The sequence below is a fragment of the Nonomuraea muscovyensis genome, assembly GCF_014207745.1.
Taxonomy (GTDB): Bacteria; Actinomycetota; Actinomycetes; order Streptosporangiales; family Streptosporangiaceae; genus Nonomuraea; species Nonomuraea muscovyensis.
Map to the genome: position 1 here is coordinate 2,371,860 of NZ_JACHJB010000002.1, position 21,745 is coordinate 2,393,604.

At 71.9% G+C, this 21,745-nt stretch carries 20 protein-coding genes; 6 read left to right on the forward strand and 14 right to left on the reverse strand.

The genetic code is table 11. The annotated features are described in order from the left end of the window. The first annotated feature begins 117 nt into the window (after positions 1 to 117). On the forward strand, positions 118 to 1,839 hold the full coding sequence (locus FHU36_RS27740; RefSeq protein WP_185086731.1) for an ABC transporter ATP-binding protein: 1,722 nt from the start codon (positions 118 to 120) through the stop codon (positions 1,837 to 1,839). Further along, the gene (locus tag FHU36_RS27745) at positions 1,836 to 3,716 is read left to right on the forward strand and encodes an ABC transporter ATP-binding protein (RefSeq protein ID WP_185086732.1); all 1,881 of its coding nucleotides are present in this window, start codon (positions 1,836 to 1,838) and stop codon (positions 3,714 to 3,716) included. Before FHU36_RS27740 ends, FHU36_RS27745 begins: the two co-directional genes overlap by 4 nt. A 46-nt stretch (positions 3,717 to 3,762) precedes the next feature. On the opposite strand, the gene FHU36_RS27750 is transcribed toward FHU36_RS27745, so the two are convergent. The 10 genes from FHU36_RS27750 to FHU36_RS27795 form a co-directional block, all read right to left on the reverse strand. Further along, positions 3,763 to 4,065, reverse strand: coding sequence for a hypothetical protein (locus FHU36_RS27750; RefSeq protein ID WP_185086733.1), 303 nt, complete (start codon positions 4,063 to 4,065; stop codon positions 3,763 to 3,765). A gap of 82 nt (positions 4,066 to 4,147) precedes the next feature. Beyond that, entirely contained in the window at positions 4,148 to 4,483 is a 336-nt protein-coding gene (locus FHU36_RS27755) for a DUF202 domain-containing protein (protein WP_185086734.1), read from the reverse strand. A 16-nt stretch (positions 4,484 to 4,499) separates the two neighbouring features. Next, positions 4,500 to 4,826 carry a YidH family protein gene (locus FHU36_RS27760; protein WP_185086735.1) on the reverse strand — a complete coding sequence of 109 codons (327 nt, stop codon included), beginning with the start codon at positions 4,824 to 4,826 and terminating at the stop codon, positions 4,500 to 4,502. Positions 4,827 to 4,872: 46 nt separating this feature from the next. Beyond that, positions 4,873 to 5,259 carry a DUF8711 family protein gene (locus FHU36_RS27765; RefSeq protein ID WP_185086736.1) on the reverse strand — a complete coding sequence of 129 codons (387 nt, stop codon included), beginning with the start codon at positions 5,257 to 5,259 and terminating at the stop codon, positions 4,873 to 4,875. Between the two features lie 69 nt (positions 5,260 to 5,328). Continuing rightward, the gene (locus tag FHU36_RS27770; RefSeq protein ID WP_185086737.1) at positions 5,329 to 6,615 is read right to left on the reverse strand and encodes an ABC transporter substrate-binding protein; all 1,287 of its coding nucleotides are present in this window, start codon (positions 6,613 to 6,615) and stop codon (positions 5,329 to 5,331) included. Positions 6,616 to 6,628: 13 nt separating this feature from the next. Next, positions 6,629 to 7,729, reverse strand: a complete 1,101-nt coding sequence (locus FHU36_RS27775; protein WP_185086738.1) for a branched-chain amino acid ABC transporter permease — start codon at positions 7,727 to 7,729, stop codon at positions 6,629 to 6,631. A gap of 62 nt (positions 7,730 to 7,791) precedes the next feature. Next, on the reverse strand, positions 7,792 to 8,679 hold the full coding sequence (locus FHU36_RS27780; protein WP_185086739.1) for a branched-chain amino acid ABC transporter permease: 888 nt from the start codon (positions 8,677 to 8,679) through the stop codon (positions 7,792 to 7,794). Further along, the gene (locus tag FHU36_RS27785; RefSeq protein WP_185086740.1) at positions 8,676 to 10,535 is read right to left on the reverse strand and encodes an AMP-dependent synthetase/ligase; all 1,860 of its coding nucleotides are present in this window, start codon (positions 10,533 to 10,535) and stop codon (positions 8,676 to 8,678) included. The genes FHU36_RS27780 and FHU36_RS27785 overlap by 4 nt, the downstream gene beginning before the upstream one ends. Beyond that, positions 10,532 to 11,314: an ABC transporter ATP-binding protein gene (locus tag FHU36_RS27790; protein ID WP_185086741.1), complete on the reverse strand. Its 783-nt coding sequence runs from the start codon at positions 11,312 to 11,314 to the stop codon at positions 10,532 to 10,534. Before FHU36_RS27790 ends, FHU36_RS27785 begins: the two co-directional genes overlap by 4 nt. Next, entirely contained in the window at positions 11,302 to 12,063 is a 762-nt protein-coding gene (locus tag FHU36_RS27795; RefSeq protein ID WP_185086742.1) for an ABC transporter ATP-binding protein, read from the reverse strand. Before FHU36_RS27795 ends, FHU36_RS27790 begins: the two co-directional genes overlap by 13 nt. 121 nt (positions 12,064 to 12,184) lie before the next feature. Between FHU36_RS27795 and FHU36_RS27800 the strand changes: the two genes are divergently transcribed. Further along, on the forward strand, positions 12,185 to 12,442 hold the full coding sequence (locus tag FHU36_RS27800; protein WP_185086743.1) for a ubiquitin carboxyl-terminal hydrolase 14: 258 nt from the start codon (positions 12,185 to 12,187) through the stop codon (positions 12,440 to 12,442). A gap of 28 nt (positions 12,443 to 12,470) precedes the next feature. Here the strand turns inward: FHU36_RS27800 and FHU36_RS27805 are convergent, their stop codons facing one another. Together FHU36_RS27805 and FHU36_RS27810 are read right to left on the reverse strand one after the other, a co-directional pair. Beyond that, positions 12,471 to 14,042: a Na+/H+ antiporter gene (locus FHU36_RS27805; RefSeq protein ID WP_185086744.1), complete on the reverse strand. Its 1,572-nt coding sequence runs from the start codon at positions 14,040 to 14,042 to the stop codon at positions 12,471 to 12,473. A gap of 98 nt (positions 14,043 to 14,140) precedes the next feature. Then, entirely contained in the window at positions 14,141 to 15,481 is a 1,341-nt protein-coding gene (locus FHU36_RS27810) for a hypothetical protein (protein ID WP_185086745.1), read from the reverse strand. 294 nt (positions 15,482 to 15,775) lie between these two features. Between FHU36_RS27810 and FHU36_RS27815 the strand changes: the two genes are divergently transcribed. After that, positions 15,776 to 17,830 (forward strand): ATP-dependent DNA helicase, encoded by a 2,055-nt coding sequence (locus FHU36_RS27815; protein ID WP_185086746.1) that lies wholly within the window; start codon positions 15,776 to 15,778, stop codon positions 17,828 to 17,830. 119 nt (positions 17,831 to 17,949) lie between these two features. Here the strand turns inward: FHU36_RS27815 and FHU36_RS27820 are convergent, their stop codons facing one another. After that, positions 17,950 to 18,573 (reverse strand): response regulator, encoded by a 624-nt coding sequence (locus FHU36_RS27820; protein WP_185086747.1) that lies wholly within the window; start codon positions 18,571 to 18,573, stop codon positions 17,950 to 17,952. Then, entirely contained in the window at positions 18,570 to 19,769 is a 1,200-nt protein-coding gene (locus tag FHU36_RS27825) for a sensor histidine kinase (RefSeq protein WP_221496603.1), read from the reverse strand. Before FHU36_RS27825 ends, FHU36_RS27820 begins: the two co-directional genes overlap by 4 nt. A 212-nt stretch (positions 19,770 to 19,981) precedes the next feature. Here FHU36_RS27825 and FHU36_RS27830 point away from each other — a divergent pair, with 212 nt between their 5' ends. Further along, positions 19,982 to 21,046, forward strand: coding sequence for an FtsX-like permease family protein (locus FHU36_RS27830; protein WP_185086748.1), 1,065 nt, complete (start codon positions 19,982 to 19,984; stop codon positions 21,044 to 21,046). Next, positions 21,043 to 21,741, forward strand: coding sequence for an ABC transporter ATP-binding protein (locus FHU36_RS27835; RefSeq protein WP_185086749.1), 699 nt, complete (start codon positions 21,043 to 21,045; stop codon positions 21,739 to 21,741). The genes FHU36_RS27830 and FHU36_RS27835 overlap by 4 nt, the downstream gene beginning before the upstream one ends. Positions 21,742 to 21,745 lie beyond the last annotated feature (4 nt).

The following is a 21,745-nucleotide window of genomic DNA, read 5'->3' on the forward strand; positions in this document are numbered from 1 at the left end:
TCCGGGGCCGCGTGGCGAGCCGAAAATCGGTTGATCCCGCGTACTAGCCTGGAAGTGATGCCTCCGGATACCCGCTCATCTCGCCGTCCCCTGCTCTCCACCAACTCCCTGTGGCGGATGAAGTCCTACCTCCGCCCCTACGTGGCCAGACTGGTGTTCATCTGGCTCGTGGCGATCGTCAGCATCGGCGCCAGCATCGCCCTGCCGCTCGTCGGCAAGGAGGTGATCGACGGGCCCGTCACCAGCGGCGACCCGGGCGGCCTGCTCCCTCTCGGCCTCGTGGCGCTCGGCGTGGGCGTCGTCGAAGCATTACTCATCTTCCTGCGGAGATGGACGCAGATCAGGGCGGTGCTCGGTCTGGAGACCAGCATCCGCGACGACCTGTACGAGCACCTGCAGCGGCTGCCCATGGCCTTCCACGGCGAGTGGCAGTCGGGTCAGCTCCTCTCACGCGCCACCACCGACCTGTCGACGATCCGCCGCTTCCTCGGCTTCGGGATGCTCTTCCTGGTCATGAACATCCTGCAGCTCACCACGGTCACGGTGCTGCTGCTGAACATGTACTGGCCGCTGGGGCTCCTGGTGGCGGCCTCGGCCGTACCGATCGTGCTGGTGTCGATGCGCTTCGAGAAGCGCTACATGAAGATCTCCCGGCAGGTGCAGGACGAGCAGGGCGACCTCGCCACGTTCGTCGAGGAGTCGGCCATCGGCATCCGGACGATCAAGGCGTTCGGCCGGCGGCACCACGTCTACGACCGCTACGACGACGCCGCGCGCAAGGTCTACGGCACGTCGATGGACAAGGTGCGGCTGTCGGCGAGGTTCTTCACCTTCCTCGAGGTCATCCCGAACGTCACGCTCGCGATGGTGCTGCTCCTCGGCGCCCTGGCCGTGGGCGGCGGGGCGCTGACGCTGGGCACGCTGGTCGCCTTCACCACGCTGATGCTGCAGCTCGTGTGGCCGATCGCCAGCCTCGGCTACATCCTGGCCATGGCCCAGGAGGCGATGACCTCGGCCGACCGGGTCATGGAGGTCATGGACACCGTGCCCGCCATCCAGGGCGGCGCCGTCACCATCGCCGGCCCGCGCGGCCACCTGCGGTTCGAGGGCGTCGGATACCACTTCCCCGGCGCCGACCAGCCGGTGCTGCGCGACGTGCGGCTCGACGTGCGGCCGGGCGAGACGGTCGCCATCGTGGGCGCCACCGGTTCGGGCAAGACGACGCTGACCTCTCTGGTGCCGAGGCTGCTCGACCCCACGGCCGGCCGGGTCACGATCGACGGGCACGACGTACGCGACCTGACGCTGCCGTCGCTGCGCCAGATCGTCGCGACCGCGTTCGAGGAGCCCACGCTGTTCTCCATGAGCGTGCGCGAGAACCTCACGCTGGGCCGCCACGACGCCACCGACGAGGAGCTCGACGACGCCATCCGCACCGCGCAGGCAATGTTCGTCCACGACCTGCCGTGGGGCCTCGACACCCGCATCGGCGAGCAGGGCATGTCGCTGTCCGGCGGGCAGCGACAGCGGCTGGCCCTGGCCAGGGCGGTGCTCAGCAGGCCCCGCATCCTCGTGCTCGACGACACGCTGTCGGCGCTGGACGTGGAGACCGAGGCGCTGGTGGAGAAGGCGCTGCGCCACGTGCTGAGCGACGCCACCGGCATCGTGGTGGCCCACCGCGCCTCCACCGTGCTGCTCGCCGACAAGGTGGCGCTGCTGCGCGACGGCACGATCACCCACGTCGGCCGGCACCACGAACTCCTGGCCACGGTGCCCGAGTACCGCGAGCTGCTCGCGCAGGACGCCGACCTCGACCCGTCCGAAGGAGCCCTGCGATGAGCGCGCCCCCCGCGCCCCCGGCGTCCCCCGCGCCGTCGGCATCCTCGGCATCCTCGGCGCCCTCGGCCGCCGACTGGCGCGGCGTCGCCTCCGAGGAACGCGACGAGCTGCCGGACAAGGTCTCGGTTCTGCTGCGGGAGCGTTCGCGCCGGCTGCTCGGCGACCTGCTGTCGCCGCACCGCAAGGCCATCGCGGCGCTCACCGCGATCATCGTCGTCTCCAACGCGGCGGGCCTGGCCATCCCCTACCTGGTGAAGGTCGGCATCGACTCGGGCATCCCGCCGATGCTGCGCGGCACGGGCCCCGGCACGCTGCTCACGGTGATCGGCGTGATCCTGGCCTCGGCCGCCACCCAGGCGCTCACCCGGCAGGCGTTCCTCAAGATGTCGGGCCGGATCGGCCAGAGCATCCTGCTGGAGCTGCGGCGCCGGGTGTTCGACCACTTCCAGCGGCTGTCGCTGAGCTTCCACGAGAAGTACACCTCGGGCCGGGTGATCTCGCGGCTCACCTCCGACATCGAGGCCATCGCCGAGATGCTCCAGTCCGGCTTCGACAGCCTGGTCACGGCGGTGCTCACCCTCTTCGGCACGGCCGTGGTGCTGCTCGTGCTGGATGTCCACCTGGGGCTGGTGGCGCTGCTGCCGTTGCCGATCCTGCTGCTGTTCACCCGGTGGTTCCGCCGCCAGTCGGCGATCGTCTACCGGCGAACCCGCGAGACGGTGGCGCTGGTCATCGTGCACTTCGTGGAGTCGATGACCGGCATCCGCGCCGTGCAGGCGTTCCGCAGGGAGCCGCGCAACCAGGAGATCTTCCAGCGGCTCGACGACGACTACCGCGACGCCAACGCGCGCAGCATGAAGCTGATCGCGCTGTTCATGCCGGGTGTCAAGCTCATCGGCAACATGACCGTCGCCGCCGTCCTGGTGTACGGCGGCTGGCTGGCCCTGCACGGCGAGGTCACGGTGGGCGTGCTGGCCGCGTTCCTGCTGTACCTGCGCCAGTTCTACGAGCCGATGCAGGAGATCAGCCAGTTCTACAACACGCTCCAGTCGGCGGGCGCCGCGCTGGAGAAGCTGTCGGGCGTGCTGGAGGAGGAGCCGGCCGTGCCGGAGCCGCGCGAGCCGCGGCCGCTGCCCGAGGCGCGCGGCGAGGTGCGGTTCGAGGGGGTCCGCTTCGCCTACGTCGAGGAGATGCCGATCCTGCCGCACCTCGACCTGACCGTCCCGGCCGGGCAGAGCGTGGCGCTGGTGGGGGCGACCGGCGCCGGGAAGACGACGCTGGCCAAGCTGATCTCCCGGTTCTACGACCCGACGGCGGGCCGGGTGCTGCTCGACGGCGTGGACCTGCGGGAGCTGGACGAGCCGACGCTGCGGTCCGCGGTCGTCATGGTGACGCAGGAGAACTTCCTGTTCAGCGGCACCGTGGCCGACAACATCAGGTTCGGCCGGCCCGACGCCACCGATCGGCAGGTGCGCGAGGCCGCCATGGCGATCGGCGCGCACGACTTCGTCGCCTCCCTGCCCGACGGCTACGACACCGAGGTGGGCAACCGCGGCGGCCGGATGTCGGCGGGGCAGCGGCAGCTCGTCGCGTTCGCGCGGGCGTTCCTCGCCGACCCGGCGGTGCTCATCCTCGACGAGGCCACGTCGAGCCTGGACGTGCCGAGCGAGCGGCTGGTGCAGCGGGCGCTGCGCACGATCCTCGCCGACCGGACCGCGCTGATCATCGCCCACCGGCTGTCGACCGTGGAGATCGCCGACCGGGTGCTGGTCATGGACCGCGGTGAGATCGTGGAGGACGGCCCGCCCGACCGGCTCATCGCCGCCTCGGGCCGGTTCGCCGGCCTGCACCAGGCGTGGCTGGACAGCCTGAGCTGAGCCCCCGCGTGGCCGGCGGGCCTGACGGCCCGCCGACCACGGGGCGTCAGTAGATCCGCCGGGGCACCGGGCTGAGCAGCGGCGTCGCGTCGGGCGCGGCGGGCTCCGCGGGCGGGATCAGCTCGGGGTGGCGGCTCAGGTACCCCTCGGGGAACGTGGTGCACTGCTGGCAGCCGCACCGCGGGCAGACGGCGCCCTCCCCCGGCGGCGGCACCTGCACGCCGCCCAGCAGCCAGATCTCACGCTCGTGGCCGTGGGCGTCGGCGCCGTGCCGGACCACGTACTCCTCTTCCCACACGTGCCAGCAGCGACGGCATTCGAACGGCAGTGTCCTGCGCTCCTCGTCCATGGAACACCCCCCTTACCCCGAGTGTCGTCCCGCGCCGCGCTCCCCGCAAGCGGCCGGCCGGCCACCGCTTCCCCGGCACCGGTCACGCGCTGAGCACGAACACCGCCGCGCCCGCGACCGCGCACAGCGTGCCGAGCCAGGCGAGCAGCGCGTCCGGCCGGCTGTCGACGGGCCGGCCGCCGTGCAGCGCCCCCTGCACCCGTCGGAACCTGACGCCGGTCCGCGTCAGCAGCACGGCGCCGGACAGGGCGGCGAGCGCGAACGCCACGGCGGACACGCCGGTGGCGGGCGGCGGGCCGTGCCGCAGCACGAGTCCCGCGCCGGCGATCCCGCCGGTGGCCAGCATCACGGCGGTGCGGACCCAGGCCAGCCTGGTGCGTTCGCTCTGTAGTCCCGGGTCCCAGATCTCGCGTGACATCTCCGGCCGTGACCTCTCAGGCCGCGAGCAGGATGAGCACCAGGGCGATGACGGCGACGGCCGCCACCCCGTAGCCGAACACGGCCGCGAGGGCGGGGGGCGGGAGGGGCGCCTGCTCGCGCAGCGCGCGCTGGATGTTGCGCCAGCGCGGGTAGGCCATGCCGGCCGCCAGCGCGGAGAGGGTGACCAGGATGACGGCCAGAGCGGTGCGGGCCCACGGGACGAACACGCCTTCCGGCACCGCCGCGATGGCCACGCCGCCGGCGCTGAGCGCCAGCGCGGTGCTGAGCCACGTCAGGAAGGTGCGTTCGTTCGCGAGGGTGAAACGCGGATCCGGCTCCATGCCTTCGACGCTAATTGGTCCCCATTTCCCCTAGAGAAGCCGGGGTTCAGCTACAGGCCTGGCGGATCCGGTCGAGGTAGGCGGCCGTGTCACCGGTGACCTTCTGGGCGGCGTCGACGGCGTCGTTGACGTTCTGGACGTTGATGCCGCCGAGGGTGGTCGCGAGCTCGTCGGTGGCCTCCTTGAGTGTGGTGTTGGACGCCTTGTCGGCCACCTCGTTGAGCTTGCCGGCGGCGTTGTCGATGGCCTTGTCCATGGCCTGGGGGTCGTCCTTGTACTTCGCGATCTCGGCGCCCAGCTCAGTGATGATCTTGGGGGCTTCGAGGCAGGCCTGGGCCTTGTCGATCGTGGTGTTGACCTCGGCGCACCCTGCGGCGAGCACGAGGAGGGCGGATGCGGCGAGGGGCACGAACCGGCTCTGGATACGTCGCATGCCTCGACACTACCCATGATCTCGTCAGATCGTCGGCAGCCGGCCAACCGGTCCGCGCCCCGGGGCGAGCTAGAGCTTGGCGTAGCAGGGCCCGTCGAAGGTGTGGCCCTGGGCGGTCGGCCCGACGAAGAAGTCCTTCACCGTGGTGACCCCGGTCGGGGCCTTGTCGTCGAGCTTGTTGACGAGGGTCTGGCGGAACGTCGCCGCGTTGGGGTCACCGGCGAAGTTGCCCGCCTCGGGCGGCAGCATGCCCTCGTAGTCGACGGTCTGCAGGCTCTTGACCGCCGCGAGCAGGCCCTTGCGGCTGACGTCGCCGCTCGCGACCATCTTCTCCAGCGCCGCCTTCATCGGGTACGCCCACGCCCAGCCGGAGGTGTAGCCGTCGTTGGGGGTCACGCCGGGCAGCGCCTCGCGCATGGCCTGGTGGCCGGGCGTGTCGGAGTCCCACGGCTTGCCCGGCGCCGACTGCTCGTACAGGGCCTTCAGGGCGGGGGCGGCGGGTGACTTGAGCAGGGCGGGGTTCCAGGTGGGGCCGGTACCGATGAACCGGCCCTTGAAGCCGGCCGCGGCCGCCTGGCCGACGATGGTGGCGGCGTCGGCGGGCCCGGTGGTGAGGATGACCAGGTCGGGCTTGTTCTTGGTGATCTCGGTGATGGCGCGGCCCTGCTCGGTGGCGCCGGAGGGCGTCTCGACGCTGGTGAACGTCAGGCCGTTGCGCTCGGCGGCGATCTTGGCTCCGGCGGCGGCGTCGGCTCCGTAGTCTCCGGCCAGGTGGACGGCCATGACGCTCTTGGGCTTGTAGGTCTCCATCGCGTAGTCGACGGAGTTCATCGCCTCCACGCAGTAGTTGGCGCCGGTCTCGAGGATGACGTCCTCGAACTCCCACGCCGAGGTCCACGACGCCGGGGCCGCCACGACGCTGTTGGCCTTGAGGTCGCCGAGGATGGCCGCGGTGGTGGGCGAGCCGAGCGTCTGGGCCAGGCCGAGCACCTGGTCCTTCATCTCGTTGTAGACCTGCCGGTGCACCTCGGGGTTGTACTTGTTGTCGCGGACGAACTTGGTGACGTCCACCTCGTACGTGCCGCCGATGCCGCCCGCCTTGTTGACCCGCGCCCAGAACGCCTTCTGCGCGTCGGTGATCGGCACGGCCAGCGCCGCGAACGGCCCGGCGGTCAGGTCGGAGACCGTGCCGAGGTAGATGCAGCCCTTGTTCTTGTCCACCGCGGCCGGACAGGGTTCGCTGGTGACCCCTGCCGCCTGGGCGCCCTTGCTGCCCTCGTCGTCCCCCCGGATGACGCCGCACGCGGACAGAAGGGCCACCAACGCGGCAGAGACCACCACATAGCGACTCTTCATGAAAACTCCCTCTCTAGTAGGAGAACGGCCAGGACTTCCAGTAGTTGCGGGCGCGGACCCACAGGCCGAACAGCCCGCGCGGCTCGAAGACGAGGAACAGCACGATGAGCAGCCCGTAGAGCACGGTCTCGACCTGGAACACGTTGGGCGTCTGCGTCGTGTCGGCGCTGATCACCGGCAGCAGCGACGGCAGCGCCCGGGTCAGCGGCTGCAGCAGCGAGATGAACAGCGCGCCCGCGATCGCGCCGGACACGGTGGCGACCCCGCCGATCAGCACCATCGCGATGAACTGCACCGACATCAGCAGGCTGAACGAGCCCGGCTCCACGTACCCGGAGACGCTGTAGAGCAGGCCGCCGGCGCAGCCGGCGTAGAAGGAGGAGATGCCGAACGCCAGCACCTTGTAGCGAGTGAGGGGCACGCCCATGACGGCGGCGGCGATGTCACGGTCGCGGATCGCCGCGAACGCCCGGCCGACCCGCGAGCGGGCGAGGTTGCGGGCCGCCACGGCGAAGGCGACGAGCAGCACCAGCATCAGCAGGTAGAGCACCTGCTCCCGGGTCCCGAGCGGCCCGTCCTGGTCGAGCCGGTAGCCGAGGAGCTGGGGAACCGCCGCCTCCCGCCCGACGCCGGGCCCGCCGGTGAGCGCCTTCCACTCCTTGAGCACGTGCTCGCCGAGGAAGACCAGGCCGAGCGTGACGATGGCCAGGTAGAGGCCGCGCAGCCGGGTGGCGAGCGGCGCGACCAGCACCCCGGCCGCGGCGGCGACGAGCCCGGCCGCGGGCAGCCAGATCCAGATCTCGGCCACGCCGTAGCCGATGACGTCCTGGCCGGTGGGCCCCGACAGGGCGGCCGCGGTGTAGGCGCCGATCGCGACGAAGAAGGCGTGCCCGAGCGACACCTGCCCCGCGTACCCGGTGACGATGTTCAGCCCGATCGCCCCGATGGCCAGCACGTACGCCCCGGCCAGCACCTCCAGGGAACGGTCGGCGAGCACCACGGACAGCCCGAGGGCCAGCAGGACGAGCAGCCCGGTCGAGACCCGCTTGGCGGGGGTGTCGAGCAGCGCCATGTCCTGGGCGTAGGAGGTGTGGAGCAGCGGCCGCCCGCGCACCCGGCGAGACCGTCCGGTCGGTATGTCCGGGGCGGACGGAGCCGGCCCGGATTTCACGTCTGTCATACCCGCTCGACCTCCCGGGTGCCGAACAGGCCGTACGGCCTGACCAGCAGGACGACCAACATCACCACGTACGGCGTGACGACGGCGAAGTTCTGGCCCAGCCACGGCGCGTACTCGCCCTGGTAGGACTGGAACAGCGACTCGACCACCCCCACGACCAGCCCGCCGGCGACGGCGCCGCCGAGCGAGTCGAGCCCGCCCACGATGATCGCGGGCAGCGCCTTGAGCGCGATGACCCAGGTGCCCTGCTCGATGCCCTGCCCGGTGCCGACGAACGTCCCGGCGACGGCGGCCAGGAACCCGGCCAGCCCCCACGACAGCGCGAACACCATGCCCACCGACACGCCCTGGGCCAGCGCCGTCTCCTGGTCGAACGCCGCCGCCCGCATCGCCAGCCCGTATCGCGTGTACCGGAAGAACGCGAACAGCAGCGCGACGAGCACCGCCGTCACCGCGAGCATGGCCAGCCAGCGCTGCTGCACGACCAGCGGTCCGAGCGCGACCTGGTCGAACCCCCACGGGTCGCCCACCTGCCGCACGTCCCTGCCGATGAAGGCGTTGACCACGACGCGCACGACGATGTCGACGCCCAGCGTGATGATCGCCACCACGAACACCGGCCGCCCCACCATGGGCCGGATCGCGACGCGCTCGACGGCCAGGGCCACGCCGGCGATGAGCAGCCCGGCCAGCAGCACGGCGGCGTAGAACCCGGTCACCTCCGCCAGGTAGCTGACCGCGACCGCGCCGGCCAGCATGAGGGCGGGCTGGGCGAAGCTGATCACCCGGGTCGCCTTGTAGATGATCACGAATCCGAGTGCCAGCAGCGCGTAGACCGAGCCGTTGCCCAGCCCCCTGATGACCGTTTCCAGCAGCGCCTTCACCGCGCGTACATCCCTTCGACGAGGTCCTCGAACAGCTTGGCGACGGCGGAGCGCTTGACCTTCTGGGTGGCGGTCAGCTCGCCGTCCTCGTGGTCGAGTTCCTTGGGCAGGAACGCGAAGCGCTTGATCTGCTCGACGCGGGCGAGACGGGCGTTCACCTCGTCGACGACGCCCTGGACGAGCTCGCGGACCTCCGCCTTGCCCGACAGGTCGCGGTAGGTGGTGTAGGTGACGCCGCGCCGGCGGGCCCACTCCCCCACCGTGTCGCGTTCGACGCCGATGAGCGCGACGAGGTGGGGCCGCTGGTCGCCGATGACGACGGCCTCCTTGACGTACGGCGACGCCTTGAGCGCGTTCTCGATCTCGCTGGGGGCGACGTTCTTGCCGCCGGCGGTGATGATGATGTCCTTCATCCGGTCGGTGATGCGGACGTGGGTGCCCTCCACCCACTCCCCGACGTCGCCGGTGTGCAGCCAGCCGTCCGGGTCGAGGACGTCCGCGGTGGCGTGCGGGTTGCGCCAGTAGCCGGCGAACGTGCCCGGGTGCCTGGTCATGATCTCGCCGGTGGCCTCGTCGATCCGCAGCTCGACGCCGGGGTGCGGCTCGCCGACGGTGCCCAGCCGCACCCGGCCGGGACGGTTGGCGGTGGCGACGGCGGTGTTCTCGCTCATGCCGTACACCTCGTGCATGGGGATGCCGATCCCCATGTAGAACTTGAGGACGTCGGGGGCGATGGGGGCGGCGCCGGAGGCCGCGTAGCGCACCCGGCGCATGCCGAGCCGCTCGCGCAGCGCCCGGTAGCACAGGAGCCAGCCGGCGGCGTAGAGCAGGCGGGTGGCCGGCGTGTGCCGGCCGCCGGTGCGCACCAGCGTGTCGCCGACGCGGTCGGCCACCCGCAGCCAGAACCGGGTGGTCGCCCGCTTGACCGGGGTGGCGGAGTCACGCCTGATGTCCACCTGGGCGAGCACCTTCTCCCAGATGCGCGGCACGCCGAACAGGATCGTCGGCTGCACCTCGCGCAGGTTGGCCTGCACGGTGTCGAGAGACTCGGCGAAGTTCACCTGCACGCCGGCCGCCGCGTTGAACCAGACGGTGAACGCCCGCTCGGCGACGTGGCACAGCGGCAGGTACGACAGCGCCAGGTCGCGCTCGGACGGCGGCGGCGAGGTGAACCCGCCCCCGGTCACCAGCGTCTCGACGGCGAACTCGACGTTGCGGACGGTGAGCATCACGCCCTTGGGCGGCCCGGTGGTGCCCGAGGTGTAGATGAGCGTCATCACGTCGCCGGGCTCGGCGGCGGCCATCCGCCGTTCGACGGCGTCGGGGTGCTCGGCGCGGTGCCGCTCGCCGAGGGCGAGCAGGTCGGGCCAGGCCAGCAGCCGCGGGTCGGTGTAGCGGCCGCGGACGCCGCGCGGCTCCAGGTAGACGATGTGCCGCAGTTCGGGGCACTCGGCGGCGACGGCCAGCGCCTTGTCCACCTGCTCCTGGTCCTCGGCGAGCAGGATCGTCGCGCCGGAGTCGGTGAGCAGGTGGGCGACCTCGGCGGCCGGGCTGGTCGGGTAGAGCCCGACCGTGACGGCGCGGACCGCGACGGCGCCGAGGTCGGTGTAGAGCCACTCGGGCCGGTTCTCGGAGTGGACCGCGATCCGGTCGCCGGGCTCGACGCCGAGCGCGAGCAGCGCGTGCGCGACCAGCTCGGCCCGCGCCCAGTAGGCGGCCCAGGTGACCTCCCGCCAGATGCCGAGATCCTTGTGCCGCATGGCGACGGCGCCGGGGGCCGCGCGGGCGCGCTCGCGCACCCGGGTGACGATGGTGGTCAGACCGGCCGCGTTCCGCTCACCGATGGTCGCCGTCATGCCGCGCCTCCCAGGTACGCCCTGATCACCTCGGGGTCGCGCTGCACCTCGGCCGGGGCGCCGCACGCGACGGGCCGGCCGAAGTCCAGCACCAGCACCCGGTCGGCCAGGTCCATGACCAGGCCCATGTCGTGTTCGACGAGCACCATCGGGATGCCCAGCTCGTCGCGGATGTCCAGGACGAACCTGGCCATGTCCTCGGTCTCCTCCAGGTTCATCCCGGCCACCGGCTCGTCCAGCAGGAGCAGGCGGGGCTCCATCGCCAGCGCCCGGCCCAGCTCGACGCGCTTCTGGATCCCGTACGGCAGCAGCCGCACGGGGTGGCTCCGCCAGGGTTCCAGCTCCAGGAAGTCGACGATCTCCTCGACCCGGGCGCGGGCGGCCAGCTCGGCCCGCCTGGCCCGGCCGTACCACAGGACGGCGGCGAGCGCGCCGTAGCGGAAGTGGTGGTGGCGGCCGAGCATGAGGTTGTCCAGGACGGTCAGGTTGTGGAACAGCTCCACGTTCTGGAAGGTCCTGGCCAGGCCCATCGCGGCGATCTCGGGCGGCCGCCTGGCGAGCAGGTCCTCGCCGAGGAAGGTGACCCGGCCGCGCTGCGGCCGGTAGACGCCCGACAGCACGTTGAAGACAGACGTCTTGCCGGCGCCGTTGGGGCCGATGATCGCCAGCAGCTCGGCGGGGCCCACGTCGAAGGTGACGCCGCCGATGGCCTTGACACCGGCGAAGCTCAGGTGCACGTCCTGCACCCGCAGGACCGGCTCGGTGCTCACGACAGCCACCGCTTCCTCCGCTTGTAGTGCTTGACCTCGCGGAAGGACCGGACCGTCCCGAGGTAGAACTCCTTGATGTCCTCGTCGGCCAGCAGCTCGCCCGACGGCCGGTCCATGACGATCTTGCCGGTCTCCATGACGTAGCCGTGGTCGGCGATGGACAGCGCCATCGTGGCGTTCTGCTCCACGAGCAGAACGGTGGTGCCCTGCCGGTTGATCTCGACGATGAGGTCGCGGATCTGCGACACCAGCGCGGGCGCGAGCCCCAGGCTGGGCTCGTCGAGCAGCAGGTAGCGGGGGCCTGCCATGAGGGCGCGGCCGACGGCGAGCATCTGCTGCTCGCCTCCCGACAGGTAGCCGGACACGTTCGCCCGCCGCTCACGCAGGAGGGGGAACAGGTCGTAGACGCGATCGAGATGGGAGACGCGCTCGGTGTGGCCGCCGACCTTGAGGTTCTCCTCGACGGTCAGCTCGGCCAGGATGCGGCGGCCCTCCATGACCTGGCTGATGCCGCGCCGGACGATCTGCGCGGGCCTGAGATGGTGGACGGGCTCGCCCTCAAGGGTGATCGAGCCTTTGGTGATCTTGCCGTCGTGCACGTCGAGCAGGCCCGACAGGGCACGTAACAATGTGGTCTTGCCCGCGCCGTTGGCGCCGAGCAGCGCGACGATCGAGCCGGGGCGGACCACCAGGCTCACGCCCCGCAGCACGAGCATCACGTCGTCGTAGACCACCTCGAGATTGCGAACCTCCAGCAAGCCGGCTCCCGGGATTGTGGTGTACGTCACCCCCGTGTGCTCACAATCTGCTCTGCCACCACGTCGCTCAGCAAGAGGCCCGGCCAAATTGGAATGGTGTTCTAGTCCTAGGATTTCCCCTATGGCAATTTGTGAGCATCTTTCCAGCGCAGCGGACCCGTCTCCTCGCACGCCCGACGGCTGCGAGGAGTGTCTGGCCGCCGGAAGCCCCTGGGTGCACCTGCGCCGCTGCCTCACCTGCGGGCACATCGGATGCTGTGACTCCTCGCCCAACAAGCACGCCACCCGGCACTTCCACGAGGTGGCCCACCCGGTCGTCCAGTCGTACGAGCCGGGCGAGCAGTGGCGCTGGTGCTACGTCGACAACGCGATGGCCTGACCACCGGGGTCGCGCGGGTGCGAGGTCCTCAGCGTTCGAGGATGGCCTCCTCGAAGTCGAGCTGGGCCATCACCTCGCGCATCACCTCGTCGTCCAGGCGGCGCTCGTCGCGCAGCCGGACGAACACCTCGCGCTCGGCCTGCAGCATCTCGCGGCGCAGCCGCCGGTAGAGCGAGCTGGGCGTCTCGGCGCCGTCGCGGCCGGTGCCGCCGCCCAGCCGTTCCCACGCCGCCAGAGTGCGGCGCCAGGACTTCTCGCGGAGCTGGTCGATGACCTGCTTGCGGATCTCGTCCGGCTCGCCCTCCTTCTCGGTCAGGCGCTCCAGCACCTCCAGGCCGGCGCCGAGCGCGGCATGCTGGGCGTTGGCCTCGGCGAGCGTGTCCTCGTAGCGTTCGCGCTCGCTGGAGACGCCGAGCCGCTTGATCAGCACCGGGAACGACAGCCCCTGGACGAGGAGCGTGCCGATCACGGTCGTGAAGGTGAGAAGGAGCAGCATCGACCGGCCCTCGACGCTCTCGGGGATGGCGAACGCGGCGGCCAGCGACACCACGCCGCGCATGCCGGCCCAGCTCACGACCGTGATGTGGGCGGGCGCCGCGGCCGGCCGGCCCCGCCCGAGCAGCCGCAGCAGGTACGCCGTCGGGAACACCCAGGCGAACCTCACCAGCACGGTGACCAGGAACACCACCAGCGCGTAGAGCGCCACCTCCCCCGCGCCGTACCCCTCGACCCCCTGGATCACGGTGACGAGCTGCAACCCGATCAGCGCGAAGACGATCGTCTCCAGGAAGAAGTCGGCGACCTTCCACACCGAGGTCGACAACAGCCGCGTGCCGAACCCTCGCAGGTGCATCTGGTGCCCCAGGTACAGGCCGACGATGACCACCGAGATCACGCCCGAGGCGTGCACCGACTCCGCCGCCAGGTAGGCGGCGAACGGGATCAGCAGCATGAGCGTGTTCTCGACGAGCGAGTCACGCGTGTGCCGGAACAGCCAGGCGGACACGAACGCCAGCGCCAGCCCGATGGCCACGCCGACGGCCGCCGCGTAGACGAACTCGCCGACCGCGTCGAGCAGGTCCACCGTGCCGCCGACGGCCGCCCCGATCGCCACCCGGTAGGCGGTCAGGGCGGTCGCGTCGTTGAACAGGCTCTCGCCGATGAGGATGGTCAGCGGCCGGCGCGGCAGGCCGAGCCTGCGCCCGACCGCCACGGCCGCCACCGCGTCGGGCGGCGCGATGATGGCGCCGAGCGCGAACGCCGCCGCCAGGGGCAGCTCGGGCAGCATCAGGTGCACGACGTAGCCGACGGCGAGCATGGTGACCAGCACCAGCCCCACCGACAGCAGCGCCACGTGCCGTGTGACCTCGCGCAGCCGCAGGTAGGAGCTGTCCAGCGCCGCCGAGTAGAGCAGCGGCGGCAGGAAGACGTACAGCACCAGCTCGGGGTCGAGCGGCACGGGCGGCACCAGGGGCGAGACCAGGAGTCCGGCGGCGACGAGCAGCAGCGGGGCGGGCCAGCCCCGGCGGCGGGCCACGGCGGCGACGGCGATCGCTCCACCCGCGACCAGCAGCAACTGCAGGCCGGTTGTCGGATTCACCGGTGTTCCTCCCGATTTGCGGACGGCACGATGGGTTCCATCATGCCGCCCGGTTCACGGCAGGCCGTCACAGGCCGGTGGTCTCCGGCCCGACCGGGTCACCAGTCGCGGCGCTCGCCCCTGTCGTCGTACGCGCGGTCGTCGTAGCGGCGGTCGTGCCGCCCGTCGCCGTAGCCCTGCTCGCCGTAGCCCTGCTCGCCGTAGCTCTGCCCGTCGTGGCGGCGCTCGTCGTACGGCTCCTCGGGGTGCAGCCGCTCGCCGGTGGAGAACATCGAGTCGCCGCTCACGTACGGGCGCGACAGTGGCGCGGCGTCCGGCTGGGCCTGCCGCGGGCCCGGGTCGCCCAGGGCGAGGAGGGGGTCCACCGGGTTGGGCGCGTTCTGGCGGGGTGGCGGGAAGGCGTCCTGGCCGGAGTACGAGCCCTGACCGGAGTAGCCGTCGCGGTAGGCGTCGGGGTACGGGGTGTCCTGGCCGGAGTAGCCGTCCTGGCTCGGGTAGCGGTCGTGGACCGGGGGCGGCGGCGCGGCGGAGCGGCGGCGGCCCGCGCCGGGGATGCCGTGCATGGGGGTGCCCAGCCCGGCCGTCCCCTGGTCGACCGGCTGATGGTAGCCGGAGTCGGCCGGGGCGTAGTGGTTCTGGCGCGGCTCATGACGGGGCTCATGACGCGGTGTGCCGAGCGGGTCGGCGGCCTGCGACGGGAAGCCGAGCGGGTCGGTCGACAGCGGCGCCGGGCGCATCTGGTAGCCGCGCTCGCCGGAGGCCGCCACCTGGTGAGGGCCCGAGAAGGGGTCGGGGTCCAGGCTGTACTGCGGGCCGGTCGGGGTGGACTCGTCGACGTACTGGGGGCCGGTGAACGGCTCGGCACGACCCGGGTCGCGGTAGGAAGGAGCGCCGTAGGACTGGCCGGTGCCCGGGTCGGTGTACTGCGGGCCGGCGAAGGGCTCGCCGTACTGGGGGGCGGGCTGGGAGGTCGGTGTCCCGCGCGGCGGCGTGGTCTCACCGTAGGAGGCCACCAGTTTGTCCTGGGGGGCCGGCTTGTCCTGGGCGGGCGTGCCCCTGGCCACCAGCACGTCGCTGGGTGACAGCGCGGCCGTCGGGCGCTCGTCGGGCTGCTGCTGCGAGATGGGCTGTGGCATGGGCGGGGGCATCGGCTGCTGCGGGCGTTGGTACTGGCCGGTGCCCGGGATGACCTCGGTGCCCGGATCGTGCGCGGGCACGGCGGGCTGCTCGCCGGTGGCCTCCGCGTAGCCGTCGTCGAGGGTGTCGAGCAGGCGGCCGACATCGTCCATCGGCATGCGGAAGCTGGCGGTGCACATCTCGCCCCGCCACAGACTCAGGACCAGAGTGCCCTCGTGCCACGTCACCCGGAGGCACCGCTCCTGACCTCGGGCATCGAAGAACACTTCACCGAACGACGGCAACGGGACAACTTCCGACATGGCAGACATACTGCTTTAACCAGCCTTTATTCGTCCACTCAACCCCGGAAAACCCTACCTAACCGGACTTCCCACCCCCATCGGGAACCCCAACCGTCACTCTATGCGATGACAATCGGCGTCCCGGTCGTTCAGTGTGCCACGCGCGCAGCCGGACGACTCGGCGAACGACGGGATGCGTCCGCCCGATCACACCGCGCTGCTGACGAGCCTGGGCGAGGGACGAGCCGGGGCTGTGGACGACCGGGGCCGTGAACACGCGGGCTGTGGATGTCGGGCGCGGCGAGCCCCCGGATGCGGGTACCGTTTACCTCCGTGCCGGACTCCCATCTTCCGCCAGTAGACGAACTGCTCAGCATCGCGGTCAACGCCCTCGGAGGGAGCGAGCGGCAGGGCCAGATCACGATGGTCCAGGCCGTGCAGCGGGCCATCGACGCCGAGGAGCACCTCGCCGTCCAGGCGGGCACGGGCACGGGCAAGTCGCTCGCCTACCTCGTGCCCTCGATCCGGCACGCGATGGACTCCGACACGCCCGTGGTGGTCTCCACGGCCACGATCGCCCTGCAGCGCCAGCTCGTCGACCGCGACCTGCCCCGGCTGTCGGAGGCCCTGGCCAAGGAGCTGCCGCACGAGCCCACGTACGCGATCCTCAAGGGCCGGCGCAACTACCTGTGCCGCTACAAGGCGACGGCGGGCTGGCCGGAGGACGACGAGCAGGACCAGCTGTTCGACCCGCGCGAGGTCAGCGCCACCGGCCGGATGGTCCAGCGCATCCAGGAGTGGGCCGAGGAGACCGAGACCGGCGACCGCGACGAGCTGGTGCCGGGGGTGAGCGAGCAGGCCTGGCGGCAGTTCTCGGTGAGCGCCCAGGAGTGCCTGGGCGCCAGCCGCTGCCCGAGCGGCGCCGAGTGCTTCGCCGAGCTGGCCCGGGCGAAGGCCGGCGAGGTCGACGTGGTCGTCACCAACCACGCGCTGCTCGCCATCGACGCCATGGGCGACCTGCCGGTGCTGCCCGAGCACGACATGGTGGTCGTGGACGAGGCCCACGAGCTGGTCGACCGGGTGACCTCGGTGGTGACCGGCGAGCTGTCGGAGACCACCGTCTCGCTCGCCGTGCGCCGGGTGGCCCGCCTGATCGAGCAGCCGATCGCCGACCAGTTGCAGGAGGCCGGCGAGGACCTCAAGGCGCTGCTGGCCGCCGCCCCGGCGGGCCGCGTGGACGAGCTGCCCGAGGTGCTCGCGCTCACGCTGGCGCTGGTCCGCGACTCCGCGGCCCGCTGCGTCACCGCCCTCGGGCCGCGCGGCGCCGACCGCGACGACCCCGACAAGGCCGGGCAGCGCAAGGCGGCGTTCACCGCGCTGGACGAGGTCCACGACACCGCGGTGCGCATGCTGGAGGCCTACGGTCACGCCTCGGAGGCCGACCGGGCCGAGGTGGTGTGGCTCGACGCCGGCACCGACCGTCGCCCGCCCCTCCTGCGCGTCGCCCCGCTCAACGTCGGCGGCATGCTCCGCGACCGGCTCTTCGGCGACCGCACGGTCGTGCTCACCTCCGCCACGCTCGCCCTCGGCGGCACCTTCGACGGCATGGCCCGCCAGTGGGGCCTGTCCGGCCCCGACCAGGCCGCCGCACCGGCGGACGACGGCAGGGCACGCTCCGGCGACCGCCCGCGCGCCAAGGGCTGGCAGGGCATCGACGTCGGCTCCCCGTTCGACCATCCCCGCGCCGGCATCCTCTACGTCGCCAAGCACCTGCCCCAGCCGGGCCGTGACGGGCTGCCCGAGCAGTACGTCGACGAGATCGCCGAGCTGATCGAGGCGGCCGGCGGGCGCACGCTCGGCCTGTTCTCCTCCATGCGGGCGGCCAAGGCCGCCACCGAAGCCCTGCGCGACCGCCTCGACGTGCCGCTGCTGTGCCAGGGCGACGACTCGACCATGCTGCTGGTCAAGCAGTTCGCCGAGGACGAGCCGACCTGCCTGTTCGGCACGCTGTCGCTGTGGCAGGGCGTCGACGTGCCCGGCCCGTCGCTGCGGCTCGTCATCATCGACCGGGTCCCGTTCCCGCGCCCCGACGACCCGCTCACCTCGGCCCGGCAGCGCCACGTGGCGGCCAAGGGCGGCAACGGCTTCATGACGGTCGCCGCCACCCACGCCGCGCTCCTGCTCGCCCAGGGCACCGGCCGCCTGCTGCGCTCCCAGCACGACAAGGGCGTCATCGCGGTCCTCGACCCCCGCCTGGCCACCGCCCGCTACAGCGGCTTCCTGCTGGGCTCGCTGCCGCCGTTCTGGCGCACCACCGACCCGGCCATCCCCCGCGCCGCGCTCAACCGGCTGGCCACCGAGGGCTGAGCCGCACGCCGCGACCTTCCGTGTCGCACCTCCCGCCGGTCCGCTCGGCCGCCCTGCCCGTGATCGCCGCGCCCGTGATCGCCGCGCCCGTACGCTCCGGCGACAGGGCCGAGGCGAGGTCACGAGGGGCGGATGAGGCCCTTTTTGGTGGCGGCCGCGGTGGCGGCGGTGCGCGAGTCGACGCCGAGTTTGGCGTAGATGCGGACGAGGTGGGTTTTCACCGTGGTCTCGCTGAGGAAGAGCTCCTTGCTGATCTGCCGGTTGGACAGGCCCGCGGCGACGTGGCCGAGCACCTCCAGCTCGCGAGGCGTCAGGGTCGTCTCAGGTGTCCGGACGCGGCCCAGCAACCGCGTGGCGACGCTGGGCGCAAGCGCGCTGTCGCCGATCGCGGCCGAGCGGATGGCGGCGTGCAGATCGCCTGACGGGGCGTCCTTGAGGAGATAGCCCGTGGCGCCCGCCTCGATCGCGGCCACGATGTCGGCGTCCGTGTCGAACGTGGTCAGCACCAGCACCCGGGGGCCGCCGAGAGCGACGATCCGGCGCGTCGCCTCGCTGCCGTGGATGCCCGGTCCGAGCTGGAGGTCCATCAGGACCACGTCGGCCGAGACCTCGCGGGCCAGCTCGACACCCTCCTCCCCGGTGGCGGCTTCGCCGACCAGGTGGAAGTCGGGCTGGCCGGCGAGCATGGCACGAAGGCCGGAGCGCACCACGGGGTGGTCGTCCACCAGGACGATGCGGATCATCGCACCTCCCGGGCGGGCAACGGCAGCGTGGCCGCGATGGCGGTGCCTTCACCGGGGACCGACTCGACGGTGAGGGTGCCGCCCAGCGCGGACACGCGGTCGCGCATGGCCAGCAGACCGTATCCGGTTCCCGCCGTCGGACCGGAGGGACACCGGGGGTCGAACCCGCGGCCGTCGTCGTAGACGTCCAGCACGACCATGTCGTCCAGAAAGGTGAGCGTGACGCCGGCGTGTTCGGCTCCCGCATGGCGGCTGACATTGCCCAGGGCGCCCTGTGCGATGCGCAGCAACGCCACGTCGTAATCGGCGGGCAGCGCGACCGGCGTGCCCGACACCTCGAAGCGCACCTGGGTGGCGGCGGCGGCCGAGATCGAGTCACCGATCATGCGCAGCGCGGCGGCCAGCGAGGACTGCCGCAGGGCGGGCGGGGCCAGTGCCCGGACGAAGTTGCGCGCCTCCTCCAGGTTCTCCTGCGCGGCGCGTTCGGCCTCGGCGATGCGTCGCCCGGCCGCTTCCGGCTCGCCGGCCAGGTCACGGCGGGCGGCGCGCAGCAGCAGGATGATGCTGGACATGCCCTGGGCCAGGGTGTCGTGGATCTCGCGGGCCAGGCGCTCGCGCTCGGCCAGCCGGGCCGCGTCGCGTTCGGCTGACACGAGTCTGCCCCGGGTGCTGACCAGATCGTCGATGAGCCGGCGGCGTTCCTCGCTCTCGGCGTGGAGCGCCTTGTAGACCAGCGCCATGAGCGTGGCCACGGCCGCGCCGATGGTCGGGCCGATGATCTGGGCGGCGGATATGCCGCCCGCGTGCCAGCCCGCCGCCGCGATGGCGGCCACGGTCAGCACGGCCACCCCGGGCAGCGCGATCGCCAACGGCAGCAGGTGCAGGCAGGCGAAGAAGAGAGGGAAGGCCAGCCAGACGAACTGCGGTCCGGACAGGGCGAGCGCCGCCCAGCCGAGCGTGATCGCCAGCAGCCACAGGCGCGCCGGCCACAGGTGTGCCGGCCGCAGGCGCGTCAGCCATCCCTCGATGAGGATTCCGGCCGCGTAGAGGACGCCCAGGAGCAGGCCGCCCAGTGCGAGACCGACGTGCTCCTGCCTGACGACGCCGGCGACCGCGATCACCAGCAGGATGGCGAACGTGCCGTGAATGGCCCAGCGGAGCAGCAGAAGCGCGGGCGGGAACGGGTAGTTCATCATGTCTCGCTCACCGTATGTGACGGCGTTGGGCGGTCGCGTCGTTCAAAAGGTGTATTCGGGGCGGCCCGCTCGCACGATGCGCGGGCAGGCCGGGGGCACCCAGGCTGGAGCCGTCCGTTTCGGCCGTCCGTTTCAGCCATCGGTGTCGGCTGTCTGTGTCGGCTGTCTGTGTCGACTGTCTGTGTCGGCTTCGTACACAAGGGGGTTGCGCCGTGTTCGTGGCGCTGAGAGACCTGCGCTTCGCGAAAGGACGCTTCGCCCTCATGGGCGCCGTCGTCCTCCTCATCACCCTGCTGGTGACCATGTTGTCCGGTCTGACCGCCGGACTGGCCCGGGAGAACGTCTCGGCGGTGGAGAACCTGCCCGCCGACCACATCGTCTTCGACAGCGGGGACAAGCCCGCCTTCTCCGACAGCCGCATCACCGCACAGACCTGGCGGGAATGGCGGCAGGTCGACGGAGTCACCGCCGAGCGGCTCGGGGTGTCCATGGGGCGGCTCGCCTACGGTGACGACGACAGTGCGGCGGTCGCCCTGTTCGGCGTCCAGCCGGGCGGCACCCTCGCCCCGGAGCCGGCCGCCACGGGCAAGGTGGTGCTGTCGGCGGCGCTCGCCGCCGACACCGGCCTCACGACCGGCGCCATCGTGCGGATCGCCGGCCGCGAGTTCACCGTCGCCGCGACCGGTGGCGAGGCTTCCTACAGCCACACCCCGGTCGCGTGGATCAGCATCGGCGACTGGGAGCCGATGGGGCGCCAGGGCGGCGCCGACACCGTGGCGACCGTCCTCGCGCTGCGCACCGGCGGCACGCCCGATCTCGCCGCGGCCGGTGCCCGGTCGGGCACCATGGTGGTGCCGCTGTCGGAGGCGCCCGCCGCGATCGGCTCCTTCTCCTCCGAGAACGGCTCTCTCCAGCTCATGCGCGGTCTGCTGTTCGCGATCTCCGCGCTCGTCATCGGCGCCTTCTTCACCGTCTGGACGATCCAGCGCCGCGGCGATGTCGCCGTGCTGAAGGCCCTCGGCGCGAGCACCGGTTACCTGCTGCGCGACGCGCTCGCCGGGGCCGTCATCGTGCTGCTCGCGGGATCGGGCATCGGTGGCGCGCTGGGCGCCGGGCTCGGTGCGCTGGCCCGGGGCACCGTCCCGTTCGTGTTGTCGCCGGCCACCACCCTCGTTCCGGTGACCGTGATGATCCTGCTCGGCGCCGGCGGTGCCGCGCTGGCCGTACGGAAGATCACCTCTGTCGACCCGCTGACCGCTCTGGGAGCCGCCCGATGAGCCTCGAACTCACCGACGTCGTGTTGACCTACCCCGACGGGGAGCGCACCCTGACCGCTCTCGACCACGTCGACCTCACCGTCGGCCCGGGGGAGTTCGCCTCTGTCGTGGGCCCCTCGGGCTCGGGCAAGTCGAGCCTGCTCGCCGTCGCCGCCACGCTCATCAGGCCCGCCTCCGGCTCCGTCCGCGTCGCCGGGCAGGACGTCTCCCAGGCCGGCCAGGCGACCCGGACCAGGATCCGCCGCGACCACATCGGCATCGTCTTCCAGCAGCCCAACCTGCTCCCCTCCCTCACCGTCCTCGACCAGCTGCTGGTCATGGCGCACCTCGCCGGGAGCTCTCCACGGGCCGCGAGCGCCCGCGCCCGCGAGCTGCTGCTGGCCGTGGACCTCGGGGACAAGGAAGGCAAACGCCCGCACCAGCTCTCCGGCGGCGAACGCCAGCGGGTCAACATCGCCCGCGCACTGATGAACGCGCCCGACGTGCTGCTGATCGACGAGCCCACCAGCGCGCTCGACCACGAACGCGGCTCCCGGATCGTCTCCCTGCTGGCCGATCTGACCAGACGTCACAAGCTGGCGACCGTCATGGTGACGCATGATCTGGCGACCTTGGCCATGGTCGACACGGTGCTGACCATGACGGACGGCAAGCTCACTGACGGCGCCGTCGCCTCCGCCCCATCGAGTCGCTGACCGC

Coding starts and splice junctions, on each gene's coding strand:
- FHU36_RS27810 (WP_185086745.1), bottom strand. CDS start 15,481: ATGTCGGAAGTTGTCCCGTTGCCGTCGTTCGGTGAAGTGTTCTTCGAT.
- FHU36_RS27770 (WP_185086737.1), bottom strand. CDS start 6,615: ATGAAGAGTCGCTATGTGGTGGTCTCTGCCGCGTTGGTGGCCCTTCTG.
- FHU36_RS27815 (WP_185086746.1), top strand. CDS start 15,776: ATGCGGGTACCGTTTACCTCCGTGCCGGACTCCCATCTTCCGCCAGTA.
- FHU36_RS27745 (WP_185086732.1), top strand. CDS start 1,836: ATGAGCGCGCCCCCCGCGCCCCCGGCGTCCCCCGCGCCGTCGGCATCC.
- FHU36_RS27800 (WP_185086743.1), top strand. CDS start 12,185: ATGGCAATTTGTGAGCATCTTTCCAGCGCAGCGGACCCGTCTCCTCGC.
- FHU36_RS27820 (WP_185086747.1), bottom strand. CDS start 18,573: ATGATCCGCATCGTCCTGGTGGACGACCACCCCGTGGTGCGCTCCGGC.
- FHU36_RS27785 (WP_185086740.1), bottom strand. CDS start 10,535: ATGACGGCGACCATCGGTGAGCGGAACGCGGCCGGTCTGACCACCATC.
- FHU36_RS27740 (WP_185086731.1), top strand. CDS start 118: ATGAAGTCCTACCTCCGCCCCTACGTGGCCAGACTGGTGTTCATCTGG.
- FHU36_RS27750 (WP_185086733.1), bottom strand. CDS start 4,065: ATGGACGAGGAGCGCAGGACACTGCCGTTCGAATGCCGTCGCTGCTGG.
- FHU36_RS27760 (WP_185086735.1), bottom strand. CDS start 4,826: ATGGAGCCGGATCCGCGTTTCACCCTCGCGAACGAACGCACCTTCCTG.
- FHU36_RS27825 (WP_221496603.1), bottom strand. CDS start 19,769: ATGATGAACTACCCGTTCCCGCCCGCGCTTCTGCTGCTCCGCTGGGCC.
- FHU36_RS27765 (WP_185086736.1), bottom strand. CDS start 5,259: ATGCGACGTATCCAGAGCCGGTTCGTGCCCCTCGCCGCATCCGCCCTC.
- FHU36_RS27755 (WP_185086734.1), bottom strand. CDS start 4,483: ATGTCACGCGAGATCTGGGACCCGGGACTACAGAGCGAACGCACCAGG.
- FHU36_RS27835 (WP_185086749.1), top strand. CDS start 21,043: ATGAGCCTCGAACTCACCGACGTCGTGTTGACCTACCCCGACGGGGAG.